The organism is Leucobacter ruminantium (assembly GCF_017565705.1).
GTDB lineage: Bacteria > Actinomycetota > Actinomycetes > Actinomycetales > Microbacteriaceae > Leucobacter > Leucobacter ruminantium.
This window is the reverse complement of record NZ_JAGDYL010000027.1, coordinates 18814-44434: the sequence shown is the minus strand read 5'-3', so window position 1 is coordinate 44434 and position 25621 is coordinate 18814. Positions and strand designations below refer to the sequence as shown.

Genomic DNA, 25621 nt, shown 5'->3' with positions numbered 1-25621 from the left:
GCGCGAGATACCCATCGCGGCAGCGATATGGGATTGTTTCCAGCCCTGCTGATGACGTTGAATGATCAATCGCCTACCAGCAGGAGTCAGACGGGCGTTACGGTGGGTCACGAGAACCTCCGGGAATGGGTGAAGACGTTAGACATCTCCACTAAGCCCGGAGGTTCTCCTGTTTCACAAGCCCGTCGCTGCTACCAACGTCCTGACCGGGTACATCTAGCCCGCAGTGCATCCGACGATCCCGATTGTTTCGCCCCTGGATCGAGCCTCGCGAGTCAGCCGGTGTCGGTGCGAGTCAGCACCTTGGTTTCTACTCGCTCCGCTCGCTCAACCAGCGGTCGGGGGCGCCGCTTGCCGTGCCAGCGGTAGGGGGATTCGGAGCAACAAGAAACCCTCGACAGCAAACAAGCTGCCAAGGGTTTGGATGTTGAAACCGGAGTGGATCCTACGGGACTCGAACCCGTGACCCCCTGCATGCCATGCAGGTGCGCTACCAGCTGCGCCAAGGACCCGTTGAAGTCGGAGAAATGCTCCCCCGACAACTCTTCTACTTTACATCACCAGGCCGGGTGAAACGCAAATCCAGCTGCCTCGAAGGCGATCCCGCGCGTGTCGCATCTCGTTCCAGGCCACGGGTGCCTGCCCGGGGGATTCTGCCCGCGCATGGAGCTACCCGGCCAGGTACCTGTCCCGGGGGAGCTACCCCTGCCCCTAGGCGCCCCGGGCCCGGTGGCGGCGAACGGCGGCGCGGTTCGCGCACCGCACGGAGCAGTAGCGCTGCCGACCGTTGCGGGTCACGTCGACGATCACCGCCGAGCAGGGGTCGCCGGGCGTCGCGCCCGCCTCGCAGCGCCCGAGCCGATGCATGCCGCGGGTGGTGAGGTGCAGCGCGGTACCGACGCTGATGACGGCCGAGAGGACGTGGGGGAGCGAGACGGCACCGTCGTCGCGGTAGTGCAGGTGCCAGCCCTCGCCGTCGTGGTCGGTGAGGCGGGGGTAGGCGGTCGCCGCCGCCATCTGCGCGTTGAGCAGGCGCGCACGCTCGTGCGGATCCCGCGCGTCGACGACGGTCAGCCACTCGTCGATGACGCCGCGGACGCGGGCGTGATCGTGCGGCTGCTCCGGAAACGCGACCGTCATGCCGAACTCGCGGGTTCTCGCGATGATTCCTTCGCGATCCCTCGGCCAGTCATTGGCGAGAGACGCGGCGAGCAGGATCGCGTACTCACCGTAAGGGTTGAGATGCATAAGACCATTACAGCACAGTGGGAGGCATGACCGAGACGGCACATGATTCGCTGCGGCGGAGGGCTTCCACGGAATACGCCCACGAACACGGGTGGGAGGTGGAATCCCGCCACGCCACATCCGCAGGAACCCTGCTCTACGTGCGCTGCGGCGCGTGCGGGACGAGGCGCGTCGACCTGCAGGAGCGCGGCGACCTGCCTCCCGTACCGCTCAGCGTCGAGACGGGGCGCCGCATCGACGATGCGGTACGCGCGACGCGGTGACCGGCGAGCGCCGCTGCGGCACGATCCCTCCGGCCGGCGACCTCGCACCGCGGATGCCGCTACCCTGGATCGGTGACGAACTCGCGTGCTGAAGCCGCCTATCTGCGTGCAGCGGCGGCGTTCCGCAACCCGACGCTCGACCTGCTGCATGGCAGATACGCGCCGTTCGTCGTCGCGGCCCTCTCGATCATCTTCACGGCGGATCGGCCGTCGGTCGCGGTCTCCGACGCCCACGTCGAGGTTTCCGAGATGGTCGACGAGCTCAGGGCCGCGGGCTACGACGAGGGGGAGCGCGCGCTTCCGGCCGGCACGGGGCGCGACATCTGCCGGTACTGGGTGCGCGTCGGGTGGCTGGTGCTGCAGATCGATGACGGCACCGAGGTGTATCGGCTGTCGGCCCAGGCGGTCGGGGCTCTCGAGATCGCGGGCCGGGCAGGCGGCCGCCGCGCGCGGGTCTCCCGCTCCCGGGTGCGCACCCTGCTCGAATCTGTGGACCAGCTGACCCGGAGCGCCGAGACCGATCCGGCCGAGCGCCGCGCCAGGCTGCTCGCCGAGCGCGCGGCCATCGACGCGAAGCTCGCGAGCCTGGAGAACGATCCCTTCGAGCCGGTCGACGACGACCAGCTGCTCGAGGAGGCCGAGAACGTGCTGCACCTGTCGCGGGAGCTGCCCGCCGATTTCACCCGCGTGGCGGAGTCGATCAACGCGATGCAGCGCGACGTCATCGCCGAGCTGCGGCGGGACGTGCGCCCGGCGGGCGAGGTGCTCCGCGAGTATCTGCACCGCGGCGAGCACGTGATGGAGGCGACTCCCGAGGGCCGCGCCTTCGCAGGCGCGCTCAATCTGATCGGGGATCCCGAGCACATCGACCGCCTCACCGAGCAGCTCGGCGCCCTGCTCGCGCGGCCGTTCGCGCGCCTCATGCCGACAGACGAGCGCGGCGAGCTGCGTGCGATCGCGAAGCGCGTGGAGCAGGGGGTGCAGGAGGTGCTCGTCGCGCAGCGTCGCGCCTCGCACGTGATCACGACGCAGGTGCGCACCCACGACCCGGCCCGCGACCGCGAGGTGGACGAGCTGCTGCGCAGCGTGATGTCAGGGCTGCAGAGCTGGGTGCCCGAGTCATCGGCGAGGGATCGCGTCGAGCCGCTGCGCAGGTTCCCCACCGCGGGCATCGGCCACCTGCGGCAGTCGGTCAGCGACCCCCGCCCGCCGAGCGCGCCCGCGCCGCTGCACGAGGCGGCCGATCAGGCAGAGTTCGTGGACGCCGACACGCGGGCCTGGGGCGGCCCCCTGTACCGCGAGCTCGAGGAGCACGTCTCGGGTCTCGATACCGAGCGCTTCGACCTGGGTGCGGCATTCGAGGCCATCGAAACCGGTGGCGCCCGCCGCCCGGTCGACCTGCTGGGGCTCCTCGAGATCGCCCACCGCAACGGCATGGTCGAGGAGGAGTCCGTCTCCGTCGTGGAGGCCGTGCGCCCGGACGGCACCGTCCGCAGCTTCGCCTTCGGCGCGGTGACCGCGCGAACCGTGAAAGAAGAGGTGACCGATGACTGACCGGATCGAGGATGGAGCGACGGAGCAGACGACGGAACAGGCGACGGCTCATGCGCCCGACGACCCCCGGGACACCGCGTTCATCGAGACCGTCGCGATGGAGAACGACCCCGAGGAGTGCTTCCCGGGCGACCGCGGCGTGCTCGATCCCGAGGTGCGGCGCGTGCTCGTGCGCCTGCTGCAGCGTCGCTTCCTGCTCGCCGAGCGCAATCCCGAGGATTGGTCGGTGCTGCTGGAGAACCAGCAGATCGTCGAGTCGCGCCTGCACGACCTCTTCGTCAGGCTCGTGGTGGATCAGGGCCGCGGGGTCGCCTACAAGCAGCAGATCAGGTCGGACGAGCTCGAGGTGCCCGTGCTGCTGCGCGACGACGCCTACACCCGCCCCGAGACGCTCGTCCTCGTCTACCTGCGCACGGTGTATCAGCGCGAGTCGACCGCGGGGGAGCCGTCGGTGCGCGTCGACGTCGAGGAGATCGAGCAGACCGTGCTCAGCTACTTCGCCGACGGCGATGGCAACACGGCTCGCAGGCAGAAGGCCATCGGCACCGCACTCGCCAGGCTGCGCCAGGAGGGCATCGTCGAGGAGGAATCGGAAGGGCGCTACCGCATCAGCCCGCTCGTCGAGATCGTGCTGAGCGCCGAGCGCCTGCGCGAGCTCGACGACTGGCTGCGCGAGCAGGCGCGCGCGAGCCGCGCGTCGGGCGGTGAGGGATCCGAGACCGCGGGCGGCGAGGGATCCGAAGTCGCGGACGGCGAGGGATCCGCACCCGACGCCGAGCCCGCCGGCGGCGAGGCGCCGGCCGAACCGGCCGAGAACGACCAGCGAGGAGACATCGCACCGTGACCATGCTCGACACCCTGTTCGGCCTGATCCCCGCCGCCTCCCGTGGCCAGCAGTGGGTCGCCGAGGAACTGCAGCTCGTCAACTGGGGCGGCTACGACGGAGCGCACCGCGTGCGGTTCTCGCCCGAGGCGACGCTGCTGTGCGGCGGCTCCGGTTCGGGCAAGTCGACGCTCATGGACGCCTACATCGCGCTCATGATGCCGCACACGACGCCGTTCAACGGCGCCTCCAACGGAGGTGTGACGGGGCGCCCCCGCGGTGAGGAGCAGCGCAACATCATCTCCTACGGCCGCGGCAAGCTCGACGAGTCGCGCACCGAGGACGGCACCAGGCTGCGCGTGCTGCGCGGCGATGGCGAGGACACCTGGACGGCCATCTCGATGACCTGGCTCGACCACGACGGTTCGCGTTTCACCGCCGTGCGTGCCTGGTACATCCCCGCCGCCGCGCGCGTGCTCGACGACACCGTGCGGGTGCGCGCGACCGCGGAGGGTGCGTTCGACCTGGGATCCCTCGCGGAAGCGGCCGCTCAGCGACTCTCCGACGCGTCGTTGCGGTCCGCCGGCCTCGACACGCTGGCGACAGACCGCGAGTTCTCGGCCAGGATCCACTCGGTGCTGGGCATCGGCGCGGCGGGAGCCGGGGCGAAGGCCATGAGCCTGCTCGCCCGGATCCAGGCCGGGCAGCAGATCACCACCGTGGACGAGCTCTACAAGCGCATGGTGCTCGAGGAGCCCGAGACACTGGCGACCGCCGACGCGGTGGTCGCCCACTTCGACGAGCTGGAGAGTACGCGCGGGCGCATGGTGACCGCGCAGCGGCAGGTGCGCGCGCTGCGCCCGATCAGGGACCTGCGCGCGAGGATCGAGGGATCCGCCGAGCGCCTGCGCCTCATCGACGAGATCGGGCGCTTCTCGGATCCCGGATCCCTCGCGGCGCTCTGGGGCGCCTCGCGCCGGCTGGAGCTGCTGCGCGAGGTGGAGTCCGAGCTGCAGCGCGGCAAGCGCGCGGCCGACGCCGAGGTGCGGGCGCAGCAGGCGCTCGTCGCCGCGGCCGAGTCCGAGCGCGAGGGGCTCGTCGAGGTGCTGCGGAACTCCGGCGGCGACCGTCTCGAGCGCGCCGAGCGCGAGCTCGCGAGGACCGATCGGCGCCTCGCAGAGGTGCGGGAGCACCGTGAGCGTTTCGACGCCGTCGCCGCGCGGCTGGGCGAGGACGCCGCCACCGAGCGGGCGTTCGCCGAGCTGTCGGCGCGGGCGAGGGCGATCCTCGACGACCCCGACGCGAAGGCCACCGCGCGCGCCGCCTACGCGGAGGCGCGGAGCGCGAAGACCGAGGCGCGGCGGCGGCTGGCGGAGCTCGAGGAGGAGCGGGCGCGCACCGAGGGGCGCGCGCACAACATCTCGTCACGCCTGCACGACTCCCGGGAGCTGCTCGCCCGGGCCGCGGGGCTCTCGAGCGACGAGCTGCCCTTCGTCGGCGAGCTGATCGAGGTGCGCACCGAGTTCGAGCCCTGGCGCGAGGCCTTCAACCTCGCCCTCGGCGGCTTCGCGACGACCCTGCTCATCGACGCCGCGCACCTCCCGCGCTTCCGCGCGGCGATCGACTCGGTGCACACGCCGGTGCGGATGCGCTACGAGGGCGTGCACACGGGCCTCGCCCCGAGCGAGCGCCTCGACCCGAGCCGCCTGCCCGGCCGACTCGAGTACCGCGACACCGCGTTCACGGGCTGGCTGCAGGAGCGCCTGGAGCGGCGCTTCGGCTTCGTCTGCGTCGACTCCGCCGACGCGCTCGCCGAGCACCGGATGGCGCTGACCATCACGGGCCAGGTGTCGCAGGGCGACCGCGGAGCGCACGGCGGTCACGGGGGCGGGAACGCGCTCGGCTTCTCGAGTCGGCGCAGGCTGACCGAGCTCGAGACCGCGCTCGCCGCGGCGCAGGCGGAGGCTGAGGCGGCGGAGACCGCGGAGCGGCGCGCGTCCGAGGAGCTCGACGCGATGGACGAGCGGCACACCGCCTACGCGAAGATCGTGGATCTGAGCTGGGACCGGCTCGACGTCGAGTCGGTCGAGCGGGAGCACGGCAATTGGGAGCGGGTGATCTCCGAGCTCACCGAGGGCGACCCGAGGATCGCGGAGCTGCAGCGGAAGATCGTGGAGTTGAAGGGGCGGATCGCCGAGCTCGGCAGGAAGTCGGCCCGGGCGGAGAGCGAGCAGGAGCGGATCGCCGAGCGGTGGGCGCGGATCACCGACGAGGTCGACGCCGCGCAGCTCGCGGTCGACGAGGCCGAGGATGCGGGGCTCCGACTGGAGGAGGCGCAGCAGGCCTACCTCGACGAGCGTTTCGACCCCTCGGATGCCGGGGAGCCGAGCGGTGGCGAGCGCAGCCGCGAGGACGCGCTCGCGCGCTTCGACGCCGCGCTCGGCACGGCCTCGAAGCGGCTGCTCGAGGACCAGGCCGCGGCGCAGGCGGCGCTCGAGGAGCAGCGGGAGCACCTGCGACGCACGCTCGAGGGTTTCCTCGACAGCTGGCCCAACCCGACCCTGCGCGCCGATCCCGACACCTCGCTCCGCGACTTCGAGCGCATCCTGGAGGAGCTCGAGACCAGCGGGCTGCACGAACTCGAGGCCGAGTGGCGCAACAGCCTGCTGAAGCTCTCGGGCAACGATCTCACCAACCTCGACTCCACGCTCAGCCGCTCGTTGCGCGAAATCCGGGAGCGGATCGAGCCGATCAACCGCATCATGCAGGACCTGCCGTTCTACGACGACGAGCACCGCCTGCAGATCACCCCGCGCGAGAACCAGTCGGAGCCGCGCCGCCGCTTCCGCAAGGAGCTCCGCGACGTGCGCGCGCTCATCGGGGCGGCCGAGACCGACGCCGACCGCGCGCAGGCGTACGAGCGCATGGCGCGGCTCATCGGCCGCATCCGCCGCACCGCGCCCGACTTCGCCGATCTCGTCGACGTGCGCAACCACGTGCGCGTGAGCGCCGAGAAGATCCACGCGGGAAGCGGACAGCACGTCGCGCTGTACGACCACATCGGCGAGAAGTCGGGCGGCGAATCGCAGGAGCTCATCGCGTTCATCGTCGGGGCCGCGCTGCGCTACCAGCTCGGCGACGCCGACTCCGAGCGGCCGCGCTACGCGCCCGTCTTCCTCGACGAGGCGCTCATCAAGGCCGACGCCCACTTCACCAAGCGCGCGATCGGAGCCTGGCGCGGGCTCGGCTTCCAGCTGATCATCGGCGCGCCCAACGACAAGTACAGTGCGATCGAGCCGCACGTCGACGTCGAGTACGACATCCTCAAAGACACCGCGGGCCGGTCCTGGGCGAAGCCCAAGGTCGCGCTCCCGGCCCCGGGCTCGTGAGCCCGCGCGGCGATACAGTGGGAGGCGGACGACCCGAGGAGCGTGAACCATGCCGCAGTTCGAGCTGCAGATCGATCCGGCGGTATCCCTCGCCCCGTACGAGCAGCTGAGGGATCGCGTCGTCGCCCTCATCGTGAGCGGCGAACTCGCTCCCGGTGCGAAGTTGCCGCCCGTGCGCTCGCTCGCCGCGGAGCTCGGCCTCGCCGCCAACACCGTGGCGCGGGCGTACCGCGAGCTCGAGTCCTCCGGCTTCGTGCAGACCCGCGGGCGCAACGGCACGATCGTCGCGCCCGACCTCGGCGAGGCCGAGACCCACGAGCGGGCGCTCGCGCTGACCCGAGAGTACGTCGCCGCGATGGCGGCGCTCGGCATCGAGGGGGATCGGCTCGCCGACTACCTGCGCCGCGCGTGAGACGAGGGATCCCTCAGCGATCGCGACGCGGTTCGCCCGTGGTGGTGGCGCGCTCGAGCAGCCGGTCGGGGAGCAGCGCGATGAGGGGGCGCAGCAGTCGGTAGCGCCGGTCCGAGACGACGACCGCGCGCCCGCGGCGGAGCGCGCGCAGCCCCTCGGAGGCGACGCGCGAGGTGTCGGCCCACGCGATGCGCGGCAGTCGCGGCAGGTGGTCCTCGCCCATGCGAGCGTGGAACTCGGTGTCGAGCAGCCCCGGGCAGAGCGCCGTGACGCGCACTCCGGAGCGGCGGTAGCGGGCGCCCAGGGATCGCGACAGCGATACCGCGGCCGCCTTCGCCGCGCCGTAGGTTCCGCTCGGGGTGAACGCAGCGACGCTCGCGACGTTGAGGATCCAACCGCCCCCGCGCTCGAGCATGCCGGGAACGGCGGCGTGGGCGAGGCGGAGCGGCACCCACGAGAGCAGCTCGTGCATTCGGCGCTCGTCGGCGATATCGCTCGACTCGAAGCCCTCGTAGACGCCGAAGCCCGCGTTGTTCACGAGGATGTCGACGGGGGAGCCGCGCTCGACGAGGCGCGCGGCGACCCGCTCCAGGCCGTCGCGATCGGTGAGGTCGGCCACGAGCACCTCGATGCGCGAGTCGTGCTCCGCGCGCAGCCGCTCGGCGAGCCGTTCGAGGCGCGCTCCGTCGCGCGCGACCAGCACGAGATCGACGCCCTCCGCCGCGAGCTGCGCGGCCAGCTCGGCGCCGAGCCCCGTCGATGCGCCCGTGACGAGCGCCGTGCAGCGTCTCACGACGGCTCCTGCGGTGCCGGCTCCCGCGTCGCCCGCGCGCGCCGCGAGCCGACGAGCTCGCCGATGCGCACGGTCACGACGCCCGCGATGATGAGCGCGGCGCCCAGCCACTGCAGACCGGTCGGGAGGATCGCGAGCAGCACGATCGTCCAGAAGATGCCGAAGAGCGACTCGGAGTACCCGGTGAAGCTCGCGAGCGTCGCGCCCAGCCGCCGGGACGCCGCGACGCCCAGCACGTAGGAGGTGACGGTCGAGATGAGCACCATGCCGGCGATGGCGAGGGCGGGGGAGAGACTCGTGCCCGCGATGACGACGGGCTCCGCCGTGGCGGTGAACGGCAGCAGGCCGGTCAGCGAGACCGCGCTCATGACGATCGCCGCGACGCCGAGCCCGAGGCCGACGAAGGGCAGGGGAGGGATCCCGTGCGAGCTCGACGATCCGGCCGCGTAGTAGACGGCGTTGCCGATCGCGGCGACGAGCCCGAAGAGGATGCCGAGCGGATGCAGCGCCGCGCCCGCGCCGATGCCGGATATGGCGGCGAGGCCGCCCACGGCGAGCGCCGCCCCGAGCAGCGTCAGCGGCGAGGGGGCGACGCGCGTGCGCGCCCACATCCAGAACACGAGCAGCACGGGCCCCATGAACTCGATCAGCAGCGCGAGGCTCGGCGGGATGAACCGCACCGAGATGAAGAAGGCGAGCTGGCAGCCCGCGACCGCGAGCAGCCCGAAGAGCAGCACGGGTCGCCACCCGCGCAGCACGAGGATCCACCGGCCGCGCAGCGACACGAGCGTGGGCACGAGCAGTACGAGCGCCGCCAGCACGAGGCGAGCGGTGGTGGTGGCGCCCGGAGACCAACCGGCCTCCATGAGCGCGCTCGCGAAGATGCCGGAGAGCGCGAAGCTCGCCGCCGAGGCGACTGCGAGCAGGAAGCCGGCGACCGGAAGCCGCCGTGACGTAGCCGTCGTGCGCACGCTGATTCCTCTCCTCCGCCGTCGCCCCCAGCGAGCGTACCGTGTTACGGGCCTGCTACGGATCCGGGCTGGCGTGTCGGCGGCACGGGCTACCCTGGAACCATGACCATCGAGACGAACGAGCAGGCGCTCTCGGATACCGCCAGGATCGCGCGCGACCTCATCCGCATCGACACCTCGAACCGCGGCGGCGGCGACGCGAACCCCGAGCGCCCGGCCGCCGACTACGTGGCCGACTACCTGCGAGGGATCGGGCTCGAGCCGCGGATCATCGAGTCGGCTCCCGGTCGCGCGAGCGTCGTCGCGCGCGTGGCGGGCCTCGACCCGGAGCTGCCCGCGCTCGTGCTGCACGGCCACCTCGACGTCGTGCCCGCCGACCCTGCGAACTGGAGCGTCGATCCCTTCGCGGGAGTCGTGAAGGACGGGATGCTGTGGGGGCGCGGCGCCGTGGACATGAAGGACATGGACGCGATGATCCTGACCTCCGTCGCGGAGCTGCTGCGAGCCGGCGAGCGGCCTCGCCGCGACGTGATCGTGGCGTTCTTCGCCGACGAGGAGGCGGGCGGCGTGTACGGCGCGAGCTACCTGGTCGACCACCACCCCGAGCTGTTCGCGGGGGCGGCGACGGCCATCAGCGAGGTCGGCGGCTACTCCATCGACGTCGCAGGCACGCGCGCCTACCTGATCCAGACCGGTGAGAAGTCGCTCGACTGGATCCGCCTGCGCGCCCGCGGCACCGCGGCGCACGGCTCGCGCGTGTGGCACGACAACGCCGTGACCCGCCTCGCCGAGGCCATCGCGGCGCTCGGGCGCCACGAGTGGCCGTTGCGGCTGTGCGAGACGACGCGCGAGCTCGTCGCCGAGCTCGCGCGCATCCTCGACGAGGACCCGCAGCAGGTCGACCCCGAGGAGATCGTGCTGCGCCTCGGCAAGGGCGGCGGCTTCATCCAGGCGAGCCTGCGCACGACGAGCAACCCGACCGGACTCGCCGCGGGCTACAAGCACAACGTCATCCCCGACACCGCCGAGGCGCTCGTCGACGTGCGCGCGCTGCCCGTGGACCAGGCCGACGTGCTCGCCGAGATCCGGGCGACCGTCGGCGACGACATCGAGATCGAGTCCGTGCACTCCGACATCGGGCTCGAGGTGCCGTTCGGCGGCGAGCTCGTCGACGCGATGGTCGCGAGCCTCAGGCGCCACGACCCCGAGGCCCGCGTGCTGCCCTACCTGCTCTCCGGGGGCACCGACAACAAGTCGCTCGCGCGGCTCGGCATCGCGGGCTACGGTTTCGCGCCGCTGCGCCTCCCGGCCGATCTCGACTTCCCCGGCATGTTCCACGGCGTCGACGAGCGCGTGCCCCTCGACGCGCTCGACTTCGGCCACCGCGTGCTCGTCGATCTGCTCCGCAGCTACTGACGCCCGCCCTGGGCTATTCTGGACGGCGGCCCGCGGCCGCCCGCTCCGCAGCGCGGGCGGAGGCGGCGCTGCACGGCGCCGCCAGGAAAGGACACGATGAACATCTTCGAGGCGATCATCCTCGGCATCCTCCAGGGGCTCACCGAGTTCCTGCCGATCTCGTCGAGCGCGCACCTGCGCATCGCGAGCGAGCTCATGGGCATCGGCGACGCGGGGGCCGCCTTCACCGCGATCACTCAGATCGGCACCGAGGCAGCGGTCATCGTCTTCTTCTGGCGCGACATCGTGCGCATCATCGGCCGCTGGTTCCGATCCCTGTCGGGAGCCATCGTGCCGCGCAACGACCCGGACGCGCTCATGGGCTGGTGGATCATCCTCGGCTCGGTGCCCATCGTGGTGCTCGGCCTCGTCTTCCAGGACGCGATCGAGACGACGCTGCGCTCGCTGTGGTTCACCGCGACCATGCTCATCGCATTCGGCCTGCTGCTCGGTCTCGCCGACCGGGTGGGCACGAAGGTGCGCCCCCTCGAGCAGCTCACCTGGAAGCACGGCCTCATCTACGGCTTCGCCCAGGCGCTCGCGCTGATCCCCGGCGTGTCCCGCTCGGGCGGCACGATCACCGCGGGCCTCTTCATGGGATACCGCCGCGAGGCCGCGGCCCGCTACTCGTTCCTGCTCGCGATCCCCGCGGTGCTCGGCTCGGGCTTCTTCCAGCTCTTCAAGGAGATCAAGGATCCGAGCGGCGGCGCGCCGATGTCGATGACCCTCGTCGCGACGGTCATCGCGTTCGTCATCGCGATCTTCGTCATCAAGTTCTTCATGGGCTACATCTCGAAGCGCAGCTTCATGCCCTTCGTCGTCTACCGGCTGCTGCTCGGCATCGCGATCATCGTGCTGCTCGTCACGGGCGTGCTGTCTCCCGAGGGCGGGGCGGCCGTCGCGGCCGGCGCCGCGGATGCGTCCGTCGGAGGTGCGCTGTGAGAACCTGGACGCCCCCCGAGCTGCCCGAGCTTCCGGGCGAGGGATCCCTGCCGCGGCTCTTCAACACGGCCACGGGTCGCATGGAGCACCCCGCGATCCCCGAGGGCCGTGCGCTGCTCTACGTCTGCGGCATCACGCCCTACGACGCGACCCACCTCGGGCACGCCTTCACCTACCTCGCCTTCGACATCATGCAGCGCGCGTGGCGCGACGCCGGGATCGAGACGGTCTACGCGCAGAACATCACGGACGTCGACGACCCGCTGCTCGAGCGCGCCGACGCCACGGGCGTCGACTGGCGCACCCTCGCCGACGAGCAGATCGGCCTCTTCCGCTCGGACATGTTCCGGATGGGCATGATCCCTCCCGAGCACTACATCGCGGTCACCGAGCAGATCGACGAGATCGCCGCCGCGGTGCGCGGGCTGCAGGACCTCGGCTTCGCCTACGCCGTGCCCACCGAGGGAGCCGCGGGCGACGACATCTACTTCGACACCCGGGCCGCGGAGCGCGAATCCCAGTGGCGGCTCGGCGACGTCGCGCCCTACGATCGCGAGCTCATGCTGCGGCTGAGCGCCGAGCGCGGCGGCGATCCCGAGCGCCCGGGCAAGCGCGACCCCCTCGACCCGCTGCTGTGGCGCTCCGCCCGCCCGGGCGAGCCGAGCTGGGAGAGCTCCGTGGGCGAGGGGCGCCCCGGCTGGCATGTGGAGTGCTCGGTCATCGCGACGGGCGCCCTCGGCGGCGCCTTCACGGTGCAGGGCGGCGGATCCGACCTCGTCTTCCCGCACCACGAGTTCACCGCGGCGCACGCGACCGCGCTCTCCGGCACTCCGCTCGCGCACGCGTACTGCCACGCCGGTCTCATCTCGTACCAGGGGCACAAGATGTCGAAGTCGCGCGGCAACCTCGTCTTCGTGTCGAAGCTGCTCGACGGGGAGCACCCGGGCCAGTGCGGGCGCCCGGCCGATCCCTCGGCCATCCGCCTCGGCCTGCTGGCGCACCACTACCGCTCGGAGTGGGAGTGGCGCGACGAGGACCTCGGCGTCGCCGAGCGCCGGCTGGAGGCCTGGCGCGACGGCCTCGCCCGCGAGAGCGCGGATCCCGTCTCCTCGGTCGGCGTGCTGCAGCAGCTGCGCGCCGCGATCGCCAACGACCTCGACACCCCCGTGATGCTCGCGACGCTCGATGCCGCGCTCGATCGCGGCGTGGACGATGCGGAGCTGCTGTCCGCCGCGGTCGACGCGCTGCTCGGCGTCAAGCTCTAGGGAGAACGCGGAGGATTCGCGCCGCCTACTCCTCCTCGTCGGAGGGGGGCTCGGCGTTCTCCGCGCGGCCGCCCTCGAGGAACTTTTCGAACTCCAGTGCGATCGCGTCGCCCGTCGTCTCCGCGGCCAGCGCCTCGTCGCGCGACTCCTCGAGGCTGCGGATGTAGCGCGACATATCCTCGTCGGCCGCCGCGATGCGGTTGATGTTCGCCTCCCACTCGTTCGCCTGCGCGAGCAGCTCGCCGCGGGGGATCACGATGTCGAGCAGCTCCTCCAGCTTGTCGAGGAGCGCGAGGGTCGCCTTCGGCGACGGGGTGCTGTGCACGTAGTGCGGCACCTGGGCCCACAGCGAGATCGTCTCGATGCCCGCGTCGGCGAGGGCCAGGTCGATGACCGTCGCGATGCCCACCGGCCCCTCGTAGCTGCTGCGCACGGCTCCCGTTTCGGCGCGCAGCGCGGCGCTCTCGGTCGACACCGAGGTGACGATCGGCCTCGAGTGCGGCGCGTCGGAGAACATGGACCCCAGGATGATGACGCTGTCGATGCTCCAGGCGTCGATCACCTCGACGATCTCGTCGGCGAAGGTCTGCCAGTCGCGGGCGGGCTCGACGCCCGCGAGCAGGAACAGGTCGGTGACGGGGGAGCCGTCGAGCAGGCGCACCGTCTCGGCGTCGGGGTCGGGCTCCTCGCCCGGGCGCTGCACGATGCCGTAGAGGCGCGTGTCGGGCCACTCGAGCACGCGCTTGCCCTCCGCGTCGAAGAGCAGCTTGGGGCGGTGCACCTGGAAGTCGACGTAGCCCTCGGCCGCGATCACGTGCAGCACCTCGGCGTCCGTGAGCCCCGCGAGGTGCTGCAGCACCTCGGTCGTCGCGTCACCGGCGTCGCTCCAGCCCTGGAAGGCCATGATGAGCACGCGGGGGCGGCTCGAACGGGCGGGGGTGTCGCTCACTGGGCGGTGCTCCTTCTGGTCGGGGTGCCGGGGCTTTTCGGGTTCAGCCTCAAGACTAGCCCTCGGACGGGCGGCCGCAGGCCGGGCGAGGGATCGAGCGGCGGTAGTATGGGAATGGTGAACACACTCCCGACTGAGCGCACCCCCGCCGCCGTGCTGTGGGACATGGACGGCACCCTGATCGATTCCGAACCGTTGTGGCTGGAAGCCGAGGTCGCGATGCTGGCCCGCTACGGCATCGAGATGACGACGGAGCTGCGGGATCGGATCGTGGGATCCGGCCTGCGCACCTCGGCGCAGCTCTTCCGCGACCTCGGCGTGCGGCTGACGGTCGACGAGATCATCGACGAGTGGGCGACGAGCGTGATCGCCGGCCTGCTCGCGACGAGGCCCGACTGGCGCCCGGGAGCTGTGGAGCTGCTGCAGTCGCTGCGCGACGCGGGCGTTCCCTGCGTGCTCGTCACGATGTCGGTGCGCGGCATCGCCGACACCGTCGTGCGGCTGCTGCCCGAAGGGATGTTCTCCGGTGTCATCGCGGGCGACGAGGTGGCGCACGAGAAGCCCCACCCCGATCCCTACCTGCGCGGTGCGGCGCTCGCCGGCGTGCCCATCGAGGCCTGCCTGGCGATCGAGGATTCGGTGACCGGCCTGAACTCCGCATTCGCCTCGGGTGCGGTGACCGTCGGCGTGCCGAACCTTCTGGATCTCTCGGACGCACCCAAGCACGAGCTCTGGCCGACGCTCGCAGGCGTCGACGCGGCGCAGATCGCCGAGGCGTTCGCGCGTCACGCCGATCCCTCGCGCGCCGCGGATCCCTCGCCCGAGACGGCAGCCGGGCCGGAGAACGCCCCGGAGCCCGCTTCCCGGAACGCCCCCGAGCCCGCTCCCGCCCTCAGCGGGCCCCTCGGATACGGCGACCGCGTGCAGCTCACCGGCCCCAAGGGCCGCCTCAACACGATCACCCTCGTCGAGGGCGGAGAGTTCCACAGCCACCGCGGGATGATCCGCCACGCCGAGATCGTCGGGCTGCCCGACGGCTCGGTCGTCGCGAACAGCAGCGGCGAGGAGTATCTCGCGCTGCGGCCGCTGCTCTCCGACTTCGTGATGTCGATGCCGAGGGGCGCCGCCATCGTCTACCCGAAGGACGCGGCGCAGATCGTCTCGCTCGCCGACATCTTCCCCGGGGCCCGCGTGGTGGAGGCCGGCGTCGGCTCGGGCGCGCTGTCGCTGCATCTGCTGCGCGCCATCGGCCCCGCGGGCGAGCTGTTCTCGTTCGAGCGCCGCGAGGAGTTCGCCGAGATCGCCAGGGCGAACGCCGCGGCCTTCTCGGGCAGTACTCCCGACAACTGGACGGTCACGGTCGGCGACCTGCAGGAGACGCTGCCCGCAGCCTGCGAGCCGGGCAGCGTCGACCGGGTCGTGCTCGACATGCTCGCCCCCTGGGAGTGCGTCGACGCTGCAGCCGAGGCGCTGAAGCCCGGGGGCGTGCTCATCTGCTACGTCGCGACCGTCACCCAGCTCTCGCGCACCGCGGAGCAGATCCGTCGCAGCGGCGCGTACACCCACCCGCAGTCCTCTGAGACGATGGTGCGCGGCTGGCACGTCGAGGGGCTCGCGGTGCGACCCGACCACCGCATGGTCGCGCACACGGGCTTCCTGCTGACCGCGCGCAGGCTCGCCCCTGGCGCCGTGCTGCCCGACCTCAAGCGCCGCGCCTCCAAGAGCGACTTCACCGACGCGGACCTCGCCAGCTGGCTGCCCGACCTCGGTGGGGCCGACGCCTCGGAGGTGTGGAAGCCCGAGGCGGTCGGCGAGCGCGGCAAGAGCGAGAAGGTGCTGCGCAAGAAGGCGCGCGAGGCGCGGCGCATCGCGGAGCAGCGGGAGCGAGGCGGCTCCGCGGATGGGTGATCGGCCCACCCGTCTCATCCCCAGCCCGGGTTCGATAGGATAGCCGGGTTCGCTCCGACTCCGTTTCGAACGCGGGCGCCGCCATCACCGGCGACGCCGGCACCGGCACTTCCGAGAGGTCCTCCATGCTCCGTCGCATCGTTCCGGCCACCGCGGCCGCAGCTCTGCTCCTCACCGGACTCACCGCATGCGGCGCGCAGCAGGCCTCCGCCGGCGACTGCGCGACCGGCATGCAGCCCGGCGCGCTCAGCGACAGCGTCACGGTGCTCGGCGGGTTCGGCGAGCTGCCGCAGGTGAAGGTGCCCTCCGACGTCGACATCGTGAGCTCGCAGCGCACCGTCGTGAGCGAGGCCGACGGCGACGACTCGGAGCGCCGCGCCGAGGACGGCACCCTCGTCGGAGTGAAGATGGCGTTCTTCGACGCGGCGAGCGGCAAGCAGCTCTACGCGAGCGGCGGCTTCCAGAGCGGAGCATCGGAGTTCATGATCATCGACGACGAGCAGGCGAACCCGCTCACGGAGTCCGTGCGCTGCGCGGTTCCCGGCGAGCGCATCGTGGTCGGCTTCGCGCCGCAGGACGCGGCACCGATCAGCATGCAGCTGGGCGGCACGGAGAACGCTCCGCTCGTCGGCATCTTCGACGTGGACTCGGTGTCGCCGCTCTCTGCGAAGGGCGCCGCGCGCGGCCTTCCCGCGGGCTTCCCCGCAGTCGTCACCAACGACGAGGGCCGCCCCGGCATCGTGCTGCCGCCGAATTCGGCGCCCTCCGGCACCTCGACCGCGGTGCGCATCGAGGGCGACGGCGACGAGGTCTCGTCCGACTCCAACATCGTCGCCCAGGTGCTCGAGGTCGGCTGGGACGGCAGGCAGATCAGCAACTCCTGGGAGCAGGGACCGAGCTTGCTGGGCAACGAGGACCAGATCCAGCAGAGCGGCAACACCTACCGTCCCGAGCTCACCGGCCAGACCGTCGGATCGCAGGTGGTCATCATCGAGAACGCGGGCGACGCCGAGCCTCGCGTGCTGGTGGTCGACATCCTCGCCGCCTTCTGAGGCCCGCCTTGGCGGAGGCCGGGGCGCGCTCGAGGGTGCCGAGCGAGCAGCGCATCTTCAGCCTGGTGCTCGCGCTCGTCGCGAGCCCCGAGGGCGCGACGAAGCGCGAGCTGCTCTCCTCGGTCTACGGCTACGCAGACCGCTTCCGCCACGGCGAGGCGAGTGCGGCGCTCGACCGCCAGTTCGAGCGCGACAAGGAGCAGCTGCGATCCCTCGGGATCAGGGTCGACACGATCGATTCGCCGCTCGAGCCGGGCAACAACCAGCTCACGCGCTACCGGATCTCCAAGGACCGCCTGCAGTTCCCGGGCGATCTGCGCTTCTCGAGTCGCGAGTTGATGCTCCTGCGGCTCGCCGCGCTCGCCTGGAGCGAGGGGAGCCTCACGGCCGAGTCGCGGCGCGCCGCGATGAAGCTCGAGTCGCTGGGGGCCGGTCTCGACGTGCGGCACCTCGGCGTCGCGCCCATGCTCGGCATTCCCGAGCCGGCAGCCGCCGCCCTGCAGTCCGCGATCGACGACGGCCGCACCGTGCGCTTCGACTACGCGCTTCCGGGGCGCGATGAGCCCCTCGGCCGCAGGGTCGCGCCGCTGCGCCTGCACCGCGCAGACGGCCGCTGGCACCTCATCGCCTGGGATCTCGAGCGCGATGCGAGCCGTGTGTTCCTGCTCTCCCGCATCCGGTCGTCGGTGTCGGTGCAGGCCGAGCCTTTCGACCCCTCGCTGAGGGATCGGGTCGACGGCATCGTCGCCGAACTGCTCGCGCAGCGGGAGCGGCACCGCGCTGTCGTCGAGGTGCGGCTCGGCTCGGTGGCCGAGTCGCGGCTGGCCGCACGCGCCGAGCCCGGCGCCGCGAGCGCGGACGGGCCCGCCGCCGCAGACGGCGCACGCCTGCTCGCAGTGCGCACGCTCGACCCGCATGCGCTCGCCGAGGAACTCGCGGGATACGGGGCGGAGGCCGTGGTGCGCGAGCCCCTCGCGCTGCGCGAGCTCGTGATCGAACGGCTGCACGGCATCGCCGAGGAGCACGGGGGCCGCCGTGCATAGGACGCTCCTGGGCGCCGACCGCGTGACGCTGCTGCTCGCGCTCGTGCCCTACCTCACCGAGAACGGCCCCACGCCGGTGTCCGAGCTCGCCGAGGTCTTCGACGTGCAGCCCGCCCTGCTGCGCAGGCTCGTCCGCTTTCTCGGCACCGCGGGAGTGCCGGGCGAGACCATGAGCTATCAGCACGAGGACCTCTTCGACATCGACTGGGACGCGCTCGAACTGCACGACATCGTGAGCCTCACGCGCACGGTCGCGGTCGACGACACGCCCCGCTTCGCGCCGGCGGAGACGGCGGCGCTCATCGCCGGGTTGCAGGCGCTCACCGCGGTGCTGCCCGAGGACGACGCCGCGCTGGCGCGGCAGACCGCGGCGCGGCTCGGCGCCGCCCTGAACGAGGAGAGCGCGGCGCCCGCGCTCTCGGTGACGGCGGACGCCGCCGATCCCTCGCTGCCCGTGCTCATCGCCGCGATCGAGGAGGGCCGGGCGCTGGCCTTCGACTACCGGGACGCGGCGGGGCGAACGAGCCGCCGCACGGTCGACCCGGTGTCGCTCGCGCAGGAGGCAGGCTCCTGGTACCTCCGCGCGCACTGCCGGGACCGAGAGGCCGAGCGTACCTTCCGCGTCGAGCAGATGCGAGGGATCCGCCCGCTCGAGCTGAGTTGCGCGCCGCGGGCGGGGGAGCGAGGGGCGGAGGCCATCGCGGAGCCGGCTCCCCGGCCGGAGGCCGCTTCCGCTCCCGGCGCCTTCGAACTCGTGGCCGTGCTGCCCGAGCGTCTGCTGGCCCGCTTCGAGGGCTTCGAGCCGGAGGCGATCGGCGACGACGGGCGGGGGCGCGTGCGGGTTCGTATCGAGGCCTGGCACCCCGGTACCGCGATCAGGCTCGTGCAGCAGGCGCCCGGAGAGGTCGAGATCGAAGCGCCTCCCGCGGCGCGCGAGGCCGTGCGCGAGTGGGCCGAGCGCGCGCTCGCGGCCTACGACGCGTGAGCCGCCCAGCCGCGCTGGGATACACTGGCCGAATGGCGACGCAGGGTCGGAGGAGGCGCAATCCCGAGGGGCGGATGAGTCTCGGAGAGCACCTCGTCGAACTCCGGAAGCGCCTCATGATCTCGGCCATCGCGATCGTCCTGGGGATGATCGCGGGCTGGGTGCTCTCCCCGTGGGTGTGGACGATGCTGCGGCGGCCGATCGACGAGATCGGCGACACCGGCCGCGACGCGATCCTCGCCTACAACGATATCTCGAGCGGCTTCGACACGCGGATGCAGATCGCGTTGTTCATCGCGGTGCTGATCGCCTCGCCGGTGTGGCTCTATCAGCTGTGGGCGTTCCTCGCGCCGGGGCTCACGCGGCGCGAGAAGCTCTACGGCGTCGGCTTCCTGGCGGCCGCCGTGCCGCTGTTCCTCGGCGGCGCTTACGCCGGCTGGCTCGTGCTGCCGAACATCGTGCGGCTCCTCGCGAGCTTCCAGCCGGAGAACGACGCCTTCTACCTGAACCCGCGCACCTACCTCGATTTCACCATCAGGCTGCTGCTCGCGGTCGGCGTCGGCTTCGTCATGCCCGTCCTGCTCGTGCTGCTGAACTTCATCGGGGTGCTGCGAGGCGCCTCGATCCTGAAGGCGTGGCGGGTCGCGATCCTCGTCATCATCCTGTTCGCGGCGATCGCCACCCCGGCAGCCGACGTGTGGAGCATGTTCATCCTGGCCGTGCCGATGGTCGTGCTCTACTTCATCGCCGTGGCGATCGCGCTGCTGCACGACCGGCGGGTCGACAAGCGGCGCGCGGCGGAGTTCTCCGAGTACGGCCTCGACCAGACCCCCGAGGAGGCCGTATGACCGCCGGAGCAGGTTCCTCGCCCGATCCCTCGGGGGCCGCACCGGAGCCCTCGCCGCCGCAGGCGCCTGCGCGGGGCGCGCTCGAGGCCTTCGAGGCCCGCCTCGACTACCCGCTCGACGGGTTCCAGCGCACCGCCTGCGAGCGCCTCGAGGAGGGCCGGAGCGTGCTCGTCGCCGCCCCGACGGGCTCGGGCAAGACCACCGTCGCCGAGTTCGCGGTCTACCTCGCCCGCCGCGAGCGCGACGCGCGGATCTTCTACACGGCGCCGATCAAGGCGCTCTCCAATCAGAAGTTCCGCGAGCTCTGCGAGGAGTACGGCGAGGACGAGGTCGGCCTGCTCACGGGCGACGTGAACGTGCGCGGCGACGCCCCGATCGTGGTGATGACCACCGAGGTGCTGCGCAACATGATCTACGCCGAGTCGTCGGCGCTCGACGGCCTGGCCTTCGTGGTGCTCGACGAGGTGCACTACCTCGGCGACCGGTGGCGGGGCGCGGTGTGGGAGGAGATCATCCTGCACCTGCCGCCGTCCGTGCGCCTCGTCTCGCTGTCGGCGACCGTGTCGAACGCCGAGGAGTTCGGCGACTGGATGCACGCCGTGCGCGGCGACACCGACGTGATCCTCTCCGAGCACCGCCCGGTGCCGCTCTACCAGCACGTGCTCACCTCGCGCGAGCTCCTGCCGCTGTACGTCGGCCGCGACGGCGACGCCGCCGCCTCCGGCGGGCGCCTGAACCCCGAGCTGCGCATGCTCGCCGGCGGGGGGCGCCGGCGGGGCGATCATGACGGCGAGGGATCCGGGCGCGACCGTGAGGGATCCGGACGGGGCGGGCACTCCGGCCGGGGCGGTCGCGGTCGGTCGGGCCGCTCCGACCGCAGCCACGGCTACACGAGCGGGACCCGCGAGCGGTCTCGCGGCCGCGCTCCGGTGCGCAGGTCGAAGCGCGTGTCGCGGGGTGACATCGCCCGCGCCCTCGACGAGACGCGGCTGCTGCCCGCCATCGTCTTCATCTTCAGCCGGAACGGCTGCGACCAGGCCGTGCGTCAGTGCCTGTTCGAGGGCATCTCGCTCACGAACCGGGAGGAGCGCGAGGAGATCAGGCGCGTCGCGCTCGCCGAGACCCGTGGGATGAGCGAGGAGGAGCGCCGCGTGCTGGGCGTGCGCGAGTGGATCGCCGGGCTCGAGCGCGGCATCGCCGCCCACCACGCCGGCCTGCTGCCCGCATTCAAGGCCGTCGTCGAACGGCTCTTCCAGCGTCGCCTCGTGAAACTGGTCTTCGCCACCGAGACCCTCGCCCTCGGCATCAACATGCCTGCGAGGGCCGTGGTCATCGAGAGGCTCGACAAGTTCAACGGCGAGCAGCGCGTGCCGCTGACCTCGGGGGAGTACACCCAGCTGACGGGCCGCGCGGGGCGGCGAGGGATCGACGTCGAGGGTCACGCGGTCGTCGTGTGGCACGACGGCATCGACCTCGAGGCGCTCGCCCATCTCGCCGGCGCCCGCTCGTTCCCCGTGCGCTCGAGCTTCCGACCCACCGCCAACATGGCGGTCAACCTGCTGCAGCGCATGGACAGAGACCGCGCGCGCGACACGCTCGAGCTCTCCTTCGCGCAGTTCCAGGCCGATCGCGCCGTTGTCGATCAGGCCCGCGAGCTCCGCGCCGAGCAGGAGTCGCTCGCGGGCTACGACGCCGCGGCCGCGCGCTCGCAGGGAGCCGACCGCAAGCGCTGGGAGGATCGCGCCCGGAAGCTGCGCCGCCGCATCGAGCGCGGCCGCAGGCAGATCGCCTCGCGCACCGGCACGATCGCGCGCACCTTCGACCGGGTAGTCGAGGAACTGCTCGCACTGGACTATCTGGAGGGCGGCGCGGAGATCTCCGTGACCCCGTGGGGCGAGCTGCTGCGCCGCATCTACGGAGAGAGGGATCTGCTCGTCGCCGAGTGCCTCCGCCACGATCTCTTCCGCGGTCTCGACGCCGCCGGTCTCGCCGCGATGTGCTGCGTGCTGAGCTACGAGCCCCGCCGCGACGACGAGGGCGAGCCGAGGCTGCCCGGCGGCGCCGCGTTCGCGGCCGCCCTCGACCGGGTGGTCGACGCCTGGGTGGAGCTCGACGACCTAGCCGAGGCCCACCGGCTCCCGCGGACGGAGATGCCGCACGCGGGCCTTGCCGCGACGATGCACGCGTGGGCCGACGGCGCACCCATCGAGCGCGTGCTGGAGACCGCCGGCATCGGAGCGGGCGATTTCGTGCGCTGGTCGAAGCAGACGATCGATCTGCTCGACCAGATCGCGCAGGCCTGCGAGGCCGCGGTCGCGACCGAGCTCGATGAGGACCGTTTGGGCGTACTCGCGAAGCTCGCGCGCGAGGCGAAGCGGGGCGTGCGGCGGGGCATCGTCGAGGCGTCGAGCACGTCATGACCGCATTCCGACGAGCGCTGCCCTGGTGGGCGGCGCTGCCCGCCGCGGCCGCAGGAGGCTTCCTGCTCGACGTCGCATCGCCCGGGCTCGCCTGGTGGCCGGCCGTGTTCCCCGCCGTCGCGCTGATCTGCGCGTCCGTGTGGAATCAGCGCGCGCGCTTCGGGGCACTCGCGGGCCTCGTGGCGGGCGCCGCCTTCTGGATGCCGCACATCTCATGGCTGACGCTCTATCTCGGCCCCGTGCCCTGGCTCGGGCTCTGCGGGATGATGCTCGTCTGGTACGTGCTCTTCGGCGCCGGGGCCGCGTTCGTGACCCGCGCGCTCGGGGCCGGGGGCGGGCGGGGTCGTCAGGGCCGCACCGTCGCACAGGCCCTTGTGGTGGCGGGGCTCTGGGTGCTGCGCGAGCAGTTGCAGGGATGGTGGCCCTACGACGGTTTCCCGTGGGGGCGCGTAGCCCACGTCCTCGCCGACTCGCCGCTCGCGCAGAGCGTCTCCTGGGTGGGCTTCGCCGGTCTCTCCGGCCTCGTCGTCTTCGCCTGCGCCCTGCCCGTCGCGTTCGCCTTCATATCCAGGGGCAGAGGTCTGCGGGGGGCGGGTAGGGGACGACGCGACTGGTCGGGTCTGGCAGCGAGCGAAGCGAGCCGGATGGAGTCGGCGTCCCCTACCCGCCCCCCGCAGACCGGACTCGTGCTCGGTGGATCCCTCGCCCTCATCGTGATCCTGGCGCTCGTGCCCGCCTTCCGGCTGCCTGAGACGGGTACGCTGCGTGTGGCCGCCGTGCAGGGCAACTCGAAATCGGCGATCTTCGACGACCGCGAGTCGGGCGAGGTGCTCGACGACCACGTCGACGCGACCCTCGACCTGCTCGACGGGCTCGAGGCGCGGGGGGAGCGGGTCGACCTGATCGTCTGGCCCGAGAACAGCGCCGAGTTCGAGGTGCGCAGCAACCGGCTCGCCGAGCGCCGCATCGAGAATCTCGCGAGGCGCGCGGGCGCCCCGATCGCCGTCGGCACGGTCCTCGAGAACCCGGACGGCAGCTACACGAACAGCTCGCTCGTCTTCGACGGCGACGGGCTGACCGAACTGCGCTACGACAAGCGCTACCCGGTGCCGTTCGCCGAGTACATGCCCAACCGCGACTTCTTCCATGCGCTCGCCCCCGACCTCGTCGACCTGGTGCAGCTCGAGTACTCGAAGGGCAGGCTGCCGGCCGCCACCGACATCGACACCCCCGCCGGCGTCGTGCGCTCGGGTATCGCGATCTGCTTCGACATCATCTTCGACGAGCATGCCGTCGCCATGGTCGACGGGGGCGCGCAGGTGATCCTCGGGCAGACCAACAACGCGGATTTCGGCCGCACGGACGAGAGCGCGCAGCAGCTCGCGATCGCGCGCCTCCGCGCCGTGGAGACCGGGCGCGCGCTCGTGAACATCTCCACCGTCGGCACGAGTGCGATCGTCGCGCCGGGCGGGCGCGATCTCGCGGCGATCGAGCCGCACACGGCCGGGTCGATGGTCGCGGAGATCCCGCTCGTCGAGGGGCGCACACCCGCGCTCGCGGTCGGCGCCGCGGTGGCCGGCGCCTGGATGGCGCTGGGCGGGGCCGGGCTGCTCGCCGCGGTTGGCGTGCGCGCGGCGCGGCGCGAGCGGAGCGGCCGGTAGGTACCTATCCGGCCGCGCTGTCAATGGCCCGGCCTCACCAAAGAAAACGATGAATCCTTGGATCGAGAGAGGGATCCCCGCCGCCGTGAATGTCTGAGGCGCCTGATGCAATAGGCGCATGAACACCCCGACCTATCTCGCCCCCGAGGCTGCAGCGCTCTCGGCGGTGCTCGGCGAGCTGGAAGAGGTGGAGCGGCGCTTGCGCGCCACCGAGGCCGAGCGACTGCGGGTGCTGGCGAAGGCGTTCGACATCGCGGCCGCGCAGAACGCCCGGCAGGGTGAGCGCTCCGTGCCGGTCGATGCGGCGGGGGAGTTGGCGCTGCGCGCGGTCCGTGCCGAGATCGCCGCCGCGCTGCACCTGTCGGAGTACGCGGTGGAGCGTCGGCTCGACCTCGCGCAGCAGCTGACGGTCTCCTACCCCCGCACGGGCGACGCGCACGGCGAGGGCGCGATCTCGGCGGCCCACGCCTCGGTGGTCGTGGAGGCGGGCACGGTGATCGGCGGAGGCGACAACGCCGACGCGGTCGCGCGCCGCGCCGCTTACGAGGAGGCGGTGCTGCCCTATGCGGAAGCCGAGACTCCCGCCAGATTGCGGCCGATCGCGAAGAGGATCGCCGAGCAGTTCGCGGAGGTCTCGCTCGATGAGCGGCACGCCGAGGCGCGCAGGCGTCGCAGAGTCTACGTCGTCGACGCCGATGACGGGATGAGCGACCTGGTGGCGCACCTCCCGGCCGTCGAAGCGCACGCGATCCATCGGCGTCTCACGGCCGCGGCACGGCGCGCGGAGCGTGAGCGAGCGCAGGAGCAGGAACGGCGCGGGGAGCAGGAACGTTCGGGTTTCGAGGTCGCCGCCGGTGCGGGCTCCCGACGCTCGCGCGACGAGATCCGGGCGGACCTCCTCAGCGCGGCGCTGCTCGGCACCTTCCTGCCGGGCGTCGATTCCGAGCCTCTCGACCATGCGCGGGCGAGCGTGCAGGTCATCGTTCCGGTGCGGGCCATCGCGGATCGGCTCGCGGACGCGGCGTCGCATGAGGCCCCCGGTCAGTCTCCCGATCGGCCCACGGAGCAGCCTCCGGGCACTCCCTCGGAGCTGCTTCTGCGGCCACCTCCGGATCAGCCCCCGCAGCAGCTCCCGCGATTCCTGGCCCCCGACTCTCACGACGTCGAACCCTCGAGCGGTCCCACGCTCGTCGTCCGGCAGCCCGAGGCCGCCGAGCTCGTCGGCTACGGGCCCGTCGACTCTGCTACCGCGTGCGGCATGGCCGGCCGCGCCGACGCGTGGGAGGTCGTGCGCGTCGAAGCCGACTCCGGCGCGGTGCTCGCGGTCGACAGGTATCGGCCGAGCGAGGCGATCAAGCGATTCCTGAGGGCGAGGGATCAGCGCTGCCGCTTCCCGGGCTGCACCACTCCCGCGAGTCGCTGCGATATCGACCACACCCGAGACGCGCAGTGGGGCGGCCCGACCTCGACGGCGAACCTCTCCCACCTGTGTCGCGGACACCACACCCTGAAGCACAACACCGGATGGTCCGTGCGGCAAGAATCACGCGGGGTGCTCGTGTGGCGTTCCCCGACGGGTCGGGTGTATCAAGACTACCCGCCGGGCGAGGTTCGCTTCAGACCTGAGGCCGCGTGAACGA

The 25621-nt window shown here is 72.0% G+C and carries 20 protein-coding genes, 1 tRNA gene and 2 pseudogenes; 17 read left to right on the top strand and 6 right to left on the bottom strand.

Annotated features, from left to right (window positions below; genetic code table 11):
• The 3 genes and pseudogenes from J4H91_RS15685 to J4H91_RS13280 all read right to left on the bottom strand — a co-directional run.
• Positions 1-111: pseudogene (locus tag J4H91_RS15685) on the bottom strand (leucine zipper domain-containing protein); the annotation flags it as partial.
• A 328-nt stretch (positions 112-439) separates the two neighbouring features.
• Positions 440-512, bottom strand: a tRNA-Ala gene (locus tag J4H91_RS13285).
• Between the two features lie 199 nt (positions 513-711).
• Positions 712-1248: a CGNR zinc finger domain-containing protein gene (locus J4H91_RS13280; protein ID WP_208046742.1), complete on the bottom strand. Its 537-nt coding sequence runs from the start codon at positions 1246-1248 to the stop codon at positions 712-714.
• Positions 1249-1274: 26 nt separating this feature from the next.
• Here J4H91_RS13280 and J4H91_RS13275 point away from each other — a divergent pair, with 26 nt between their 5' ends.
• From J4H91_RS13275 to J4H91_RS13255, 5 genes are all read left to right on the top strand, one after another.
• The gene (locus tag J4H91_RS13275; protein ID WP_208046745.1) at positions 1275-1511 is read left to right on the top strand and encodes a hypothetical protein; all 237 of its coding nucleotides are present in this window, start codon (positions 1275-1277) and stop codon (positions 1509-1511) included.
• Positions 1512-1583: 72 nt separating this feature from the next.
• Entirely contained in the window at positions 1584-3065 is a 1482-nt protein-coding gene (locus tag J4H91_RS13270; RefSeq protein ID WP_208046741.1) for a DUF3375 family protein, read from the top strand.
• Entirely contained in the window at positions 3058-3909 is an 852-nt protein-coding gene (locus J4H91_RS13265; RefSeq protein ID WP_208046740.1) for a DUF4194 domain-containing protein, read from the top strand. The genes J4H91_RS13270 and J4H91_RS13265 overlap by 8 nt, the downstream gene beginning before the upstream one ends.
• Positions 3906-7277 (top strand): SbcC/MukB-like Walker B domain-containing protein, encoded by a 3372-nt coding sequence (locus tag J4H91_RS13260; protein WP_208046739.1) that lies wholly within the window; start codon positions 3906-3908, stop codon positions 7275-7277. Before J4H91_RS13265 ends, J4H91_RS13260 begins: the two co-directional genes overlap by 4 nt.
• Before the next feature lie 49 nt (positions 7278-7326).
• Entirely contained in the window at positions 7327-7689 is a 363-nt protein-coding gene (locus tag J4H91_RS13255) for a GntR family transcriptional regulator (protein WP_208046738.1), read from the top strand.
• A 13-nt stretch (positions 7690-7702) separates the two neighbouring features.
• Here the strand turns inward: J4H91_RS13255 and J4H91_RS13250 are convergent, their stop codons facing one another.
• Positions 7703-8482: an SDR family NAD(P)-dependent oxidoreductase gene (locus J4H91_RS13250; protein WP_208046737.1), complete on the bottom strand. Its 780-nt coding sequence runs from the start codon at positions 8480-8482 to the stop codon at positions 7703-7705.
• Positions 8479-9453: an EamA family transporter gene (locus J4H91_RS13245; protein ID WP_208046736.1), complete on the bottom strand. Its 975-nt coding sequence runs from the start codon at positions 9451-9453 to the stop codon at positions 8479-8481. The genes J4H91_RS13250 and J4H91_RS13245 overlap by 4 nt, the downstream gene beginning before the upstream one ends.
• 102 nt (positions 9454-9555) lie before the next feature.
• Between J4H91_RS13245 and J4H91_RS13240 the strand changes: the two genes are divergently transcribed.
• From J4H91_RS13240 to mshC, 3 genes are all read left to right on the top strand, one after another.
• Positions 9556-10869 carry a M20/M25/M40 family metallo-hydrolase gene (locus J4H91_RS13240; RefSeq protein ID WP_208046735.1) on the top strand — a complete coding sequence of 438 codons (1314 nt, stop codon included), beginning with the start codon at positions 9556-9558 and terminating at the stop codon, positions 10867-10869.
• 96 nt (positions 10870-10965) lie between these two features.
• Positions 10966-11850: an undecaprenyl-diphosphate phosphatase gene (locus J4H91_RS13235; protein WP_208046734.1), complete on the top strand. Its 885-nt coding sequence runs from the start codon at positions 10966-10968 to the stop codon at positions 11848-11850.
• A complete protein-coding gene (mshC, locus tag J4H91_RS13230; RefSeq protein ID WP_208046733.1) occupies positions 11847-13115 on the top strand; it encodes a cysteine--1-D-myo-inosityl 2-amino-2-deoxy-alpha-D-glucopyranoside ligase in 1269 nt (422 codons plus the stop codon). Before J4H91_RS13235 ends, mshC begins: the two co-directional genes overlap by 4 nt.
• Before the next feature lie 25 nt (positions 13116-13140).
• Here the strand turns inward: mshC and J4H91_RS13225 are convergent, their stop codons facing one another.
• Positions 13141-14064 carry a PAC2 family protein gene (locus J4H91_RS13225; protein WP_208046732.1) on the bottom strand — a complete coding sequence of 308 codons (924 nt, stop codon included), beginning with the start codon at positions 14062-14064 and terminating at the stop codon, positions 13141-13143.
• 108 nt (positions 14065-14172) lie between these two features.
• Between J4H91_RS13225 and J4H91_RS15680 the strand changes: the two are divergent.
• The 9 genes and pseudogenes from J4H91_RS15680 to J4H91_RS13185 form a co-directional block, all read left to right on the top strand.
• Positions 14173-14742, top strand: a pseudogene (locus J4H91_RS15680) (HAD family hydrolase); the annotation flags it as partial.
• An 87-nt stretch (positions 14743-14829) separates the two neighbouring features.
• Positions 14830-15972, top strand: a complete 1143-nt coding sequence (locus J4H91_RS15675) for a tRNA (adenine-N1)-methyltransferase (RefSeq protein WP_341783551.1) — start codon at positions 14830-14832, stop codon at positions 15970-15972.
• A 125-nt stretch (positions 15973-16097) separates the two neighbouring features.
• Positions 16098-17024 (top strand): peptidylprolyl isomerase, encoded by a 927-nt coding sequence (locus J4H91_RS13215; protein ID WP_208046730.1) that lies wholly within the window; start codon positions 16098-16100, stop codon positions 17022-17024.
• Between the two features lie 35 nt (positions 17025-17059).
• A complete protein-coding gene (locus J4H91_RS13210) occupies positions 17060-18067 on the top strand; it encodes a helix-turn-helix transcriptional regulator (protein ID WP_341783550.1) in 1008 nt (335 codons plus the stop codon).
• On the top strand, positions 18060-19052 hold the full coding sequence (locus tag J4H91_RS13205; RefSeq protein WP_208046728.1) for a WYL domain-containing protein: 993 nt from the start codon (positions 18060-18062) through the stop codon (positions 19050-19052). The genes J4H91_RS13210 and J4H91_RS13205 overlap by 8 nt, the downstream gene beginning before the upstream one ends.
• Before the next feature lie 32 nt (positions 19053-19084).
• On the top strand, positions 19085-19900 hold the full coding sequence (gene tatC, locus J4H91_RS13200; protein ID WP_243752973.1) for a twin-arginine translocase subunit TatC: 816 nt from the start codon (positions 19085-19087) through the stop codon (positions 19898-19900).
• Complete coding sequence (locus tag J4H91_RS13195; protein ID WP_208046727.1) at positions 19897-22320, top strand: DEAD/DEAH box helicase; 2424 nt, start codon at positions 19897-19899, stop codon at positions 22318-22320. The genes tatC and J4H91_RS13195 overlap by 4 nt, the downstream gene beginning before the upstream one ends.
• Positions 22317-23981, top strand: a complete 1665-nt coding sequence (gene lnt / locus J4H91_RS13190; protein WP_208046726.1) for an apolipoprotein N-acyltransferase — start codon at positions 22317-22319, stop codon at positions 23979-23981. The genes J4H91_RS13195 and lnt overlap by 4 nt, the downstream gene beginning before the upstream one ends.
• Before the next feature lie 118 nt (positions 23982-24099).
• On the top strand, positions 24100-25617 hold the full coding sequence (locus J4H91_RS13185) for an HNH endonuclease signature motif containing protein (protein ID WP_208046725.1): 1518 nt from the start codon (positions 24100-24102) through the stop codon (positions 25615-25617).
• Positions 25618-25621: the final 4 nt, after the last annotated feature.

What these genes read in the sequence shown, in the direction of transcription:
- J4H91_RS13240 (WP_208046735.1), top strand. Translation starts at nt 9,556, where the DNA reads ATGACCATCGAGACGAACGAGCAGGCGCTCTCGGATACCGCCAGGATC.
- J4H91_RS13280 (WP_208046742.1), bottom strand. Translation starts at nt 1,248, where the DNA reads ATGCATCTCAACCCTTACGGTGAGTACGCGATCCTGCTCGCCGCGTCT.
- J4H91_RS13265 (WP_208046740.1), top strand. Translation starts at nt 3,058, where the DNA reads ATGACTGACCGGATCGAGGATGGAGCGACGGAGCAGACGACGGAACAG.
- J4H91_RS13195 (WP_208046727.1), top strand. Translation starts at nt 19,897, where the DNA reads ATGACCGCCGGAGCAGGTTCCTCGCCCGATCCCTCGGGGGCCGCACCG.
- J4H91_RS13185 (WP_208046725.1), top strand. Translation starts at nt 24,100, where the DNA reads ATGAACACCCCGACCTATCTCGCCCCCGAGGCTGCAGCGCTCTCGGCG.
- tatC (WP_243752973.1), top strand. Translation starts at nt 19,085, where the DNA reads ATGGCGACGCAGGGTCGGAGGAGGCGCAATCCCGAGGGGCGGATGAGT.
- J4H91_RS13215 (WP_208046730.1), top strand. Translation starts at nt 16,098, where the DNA reads ATGCTCCGTCGCATCGTTCCGGCCACCGCGGCCGCAGCTCTGCTCCTC.
- lnt (WP_208046726.1), top strand. Translation starts at nt 22,317, where the DNA reads ATGACCGCATTCCGACGAGCGCTGCCCTGGTGGGCGGCGCTGCCCGCC.
- J4H91_RS13235 (WP_208046734.1), top strand. Translation starts at nt 10,966, where the DNA reads ATGAACATCTTCGAGGCGATCATCCTCGGCATCCTCCAGGGGCTCACC.
- J4H91_RS13275 (WP_208046745.1), top strand. Translation starts at nt 1,275, where the DNA reads ATGACCGAGACGGCACATGATTCGCTGCGGCGGAGGGCTTCCACGGAA.
- J4H91_RS13255 (WP_208046738.1), top strand. Translation starts at nt 7,327, where the DNA reads ATGCCGCAGTTCGAGCTGCAGATCGATCCGGCGGTATCCCTCGCCCCG.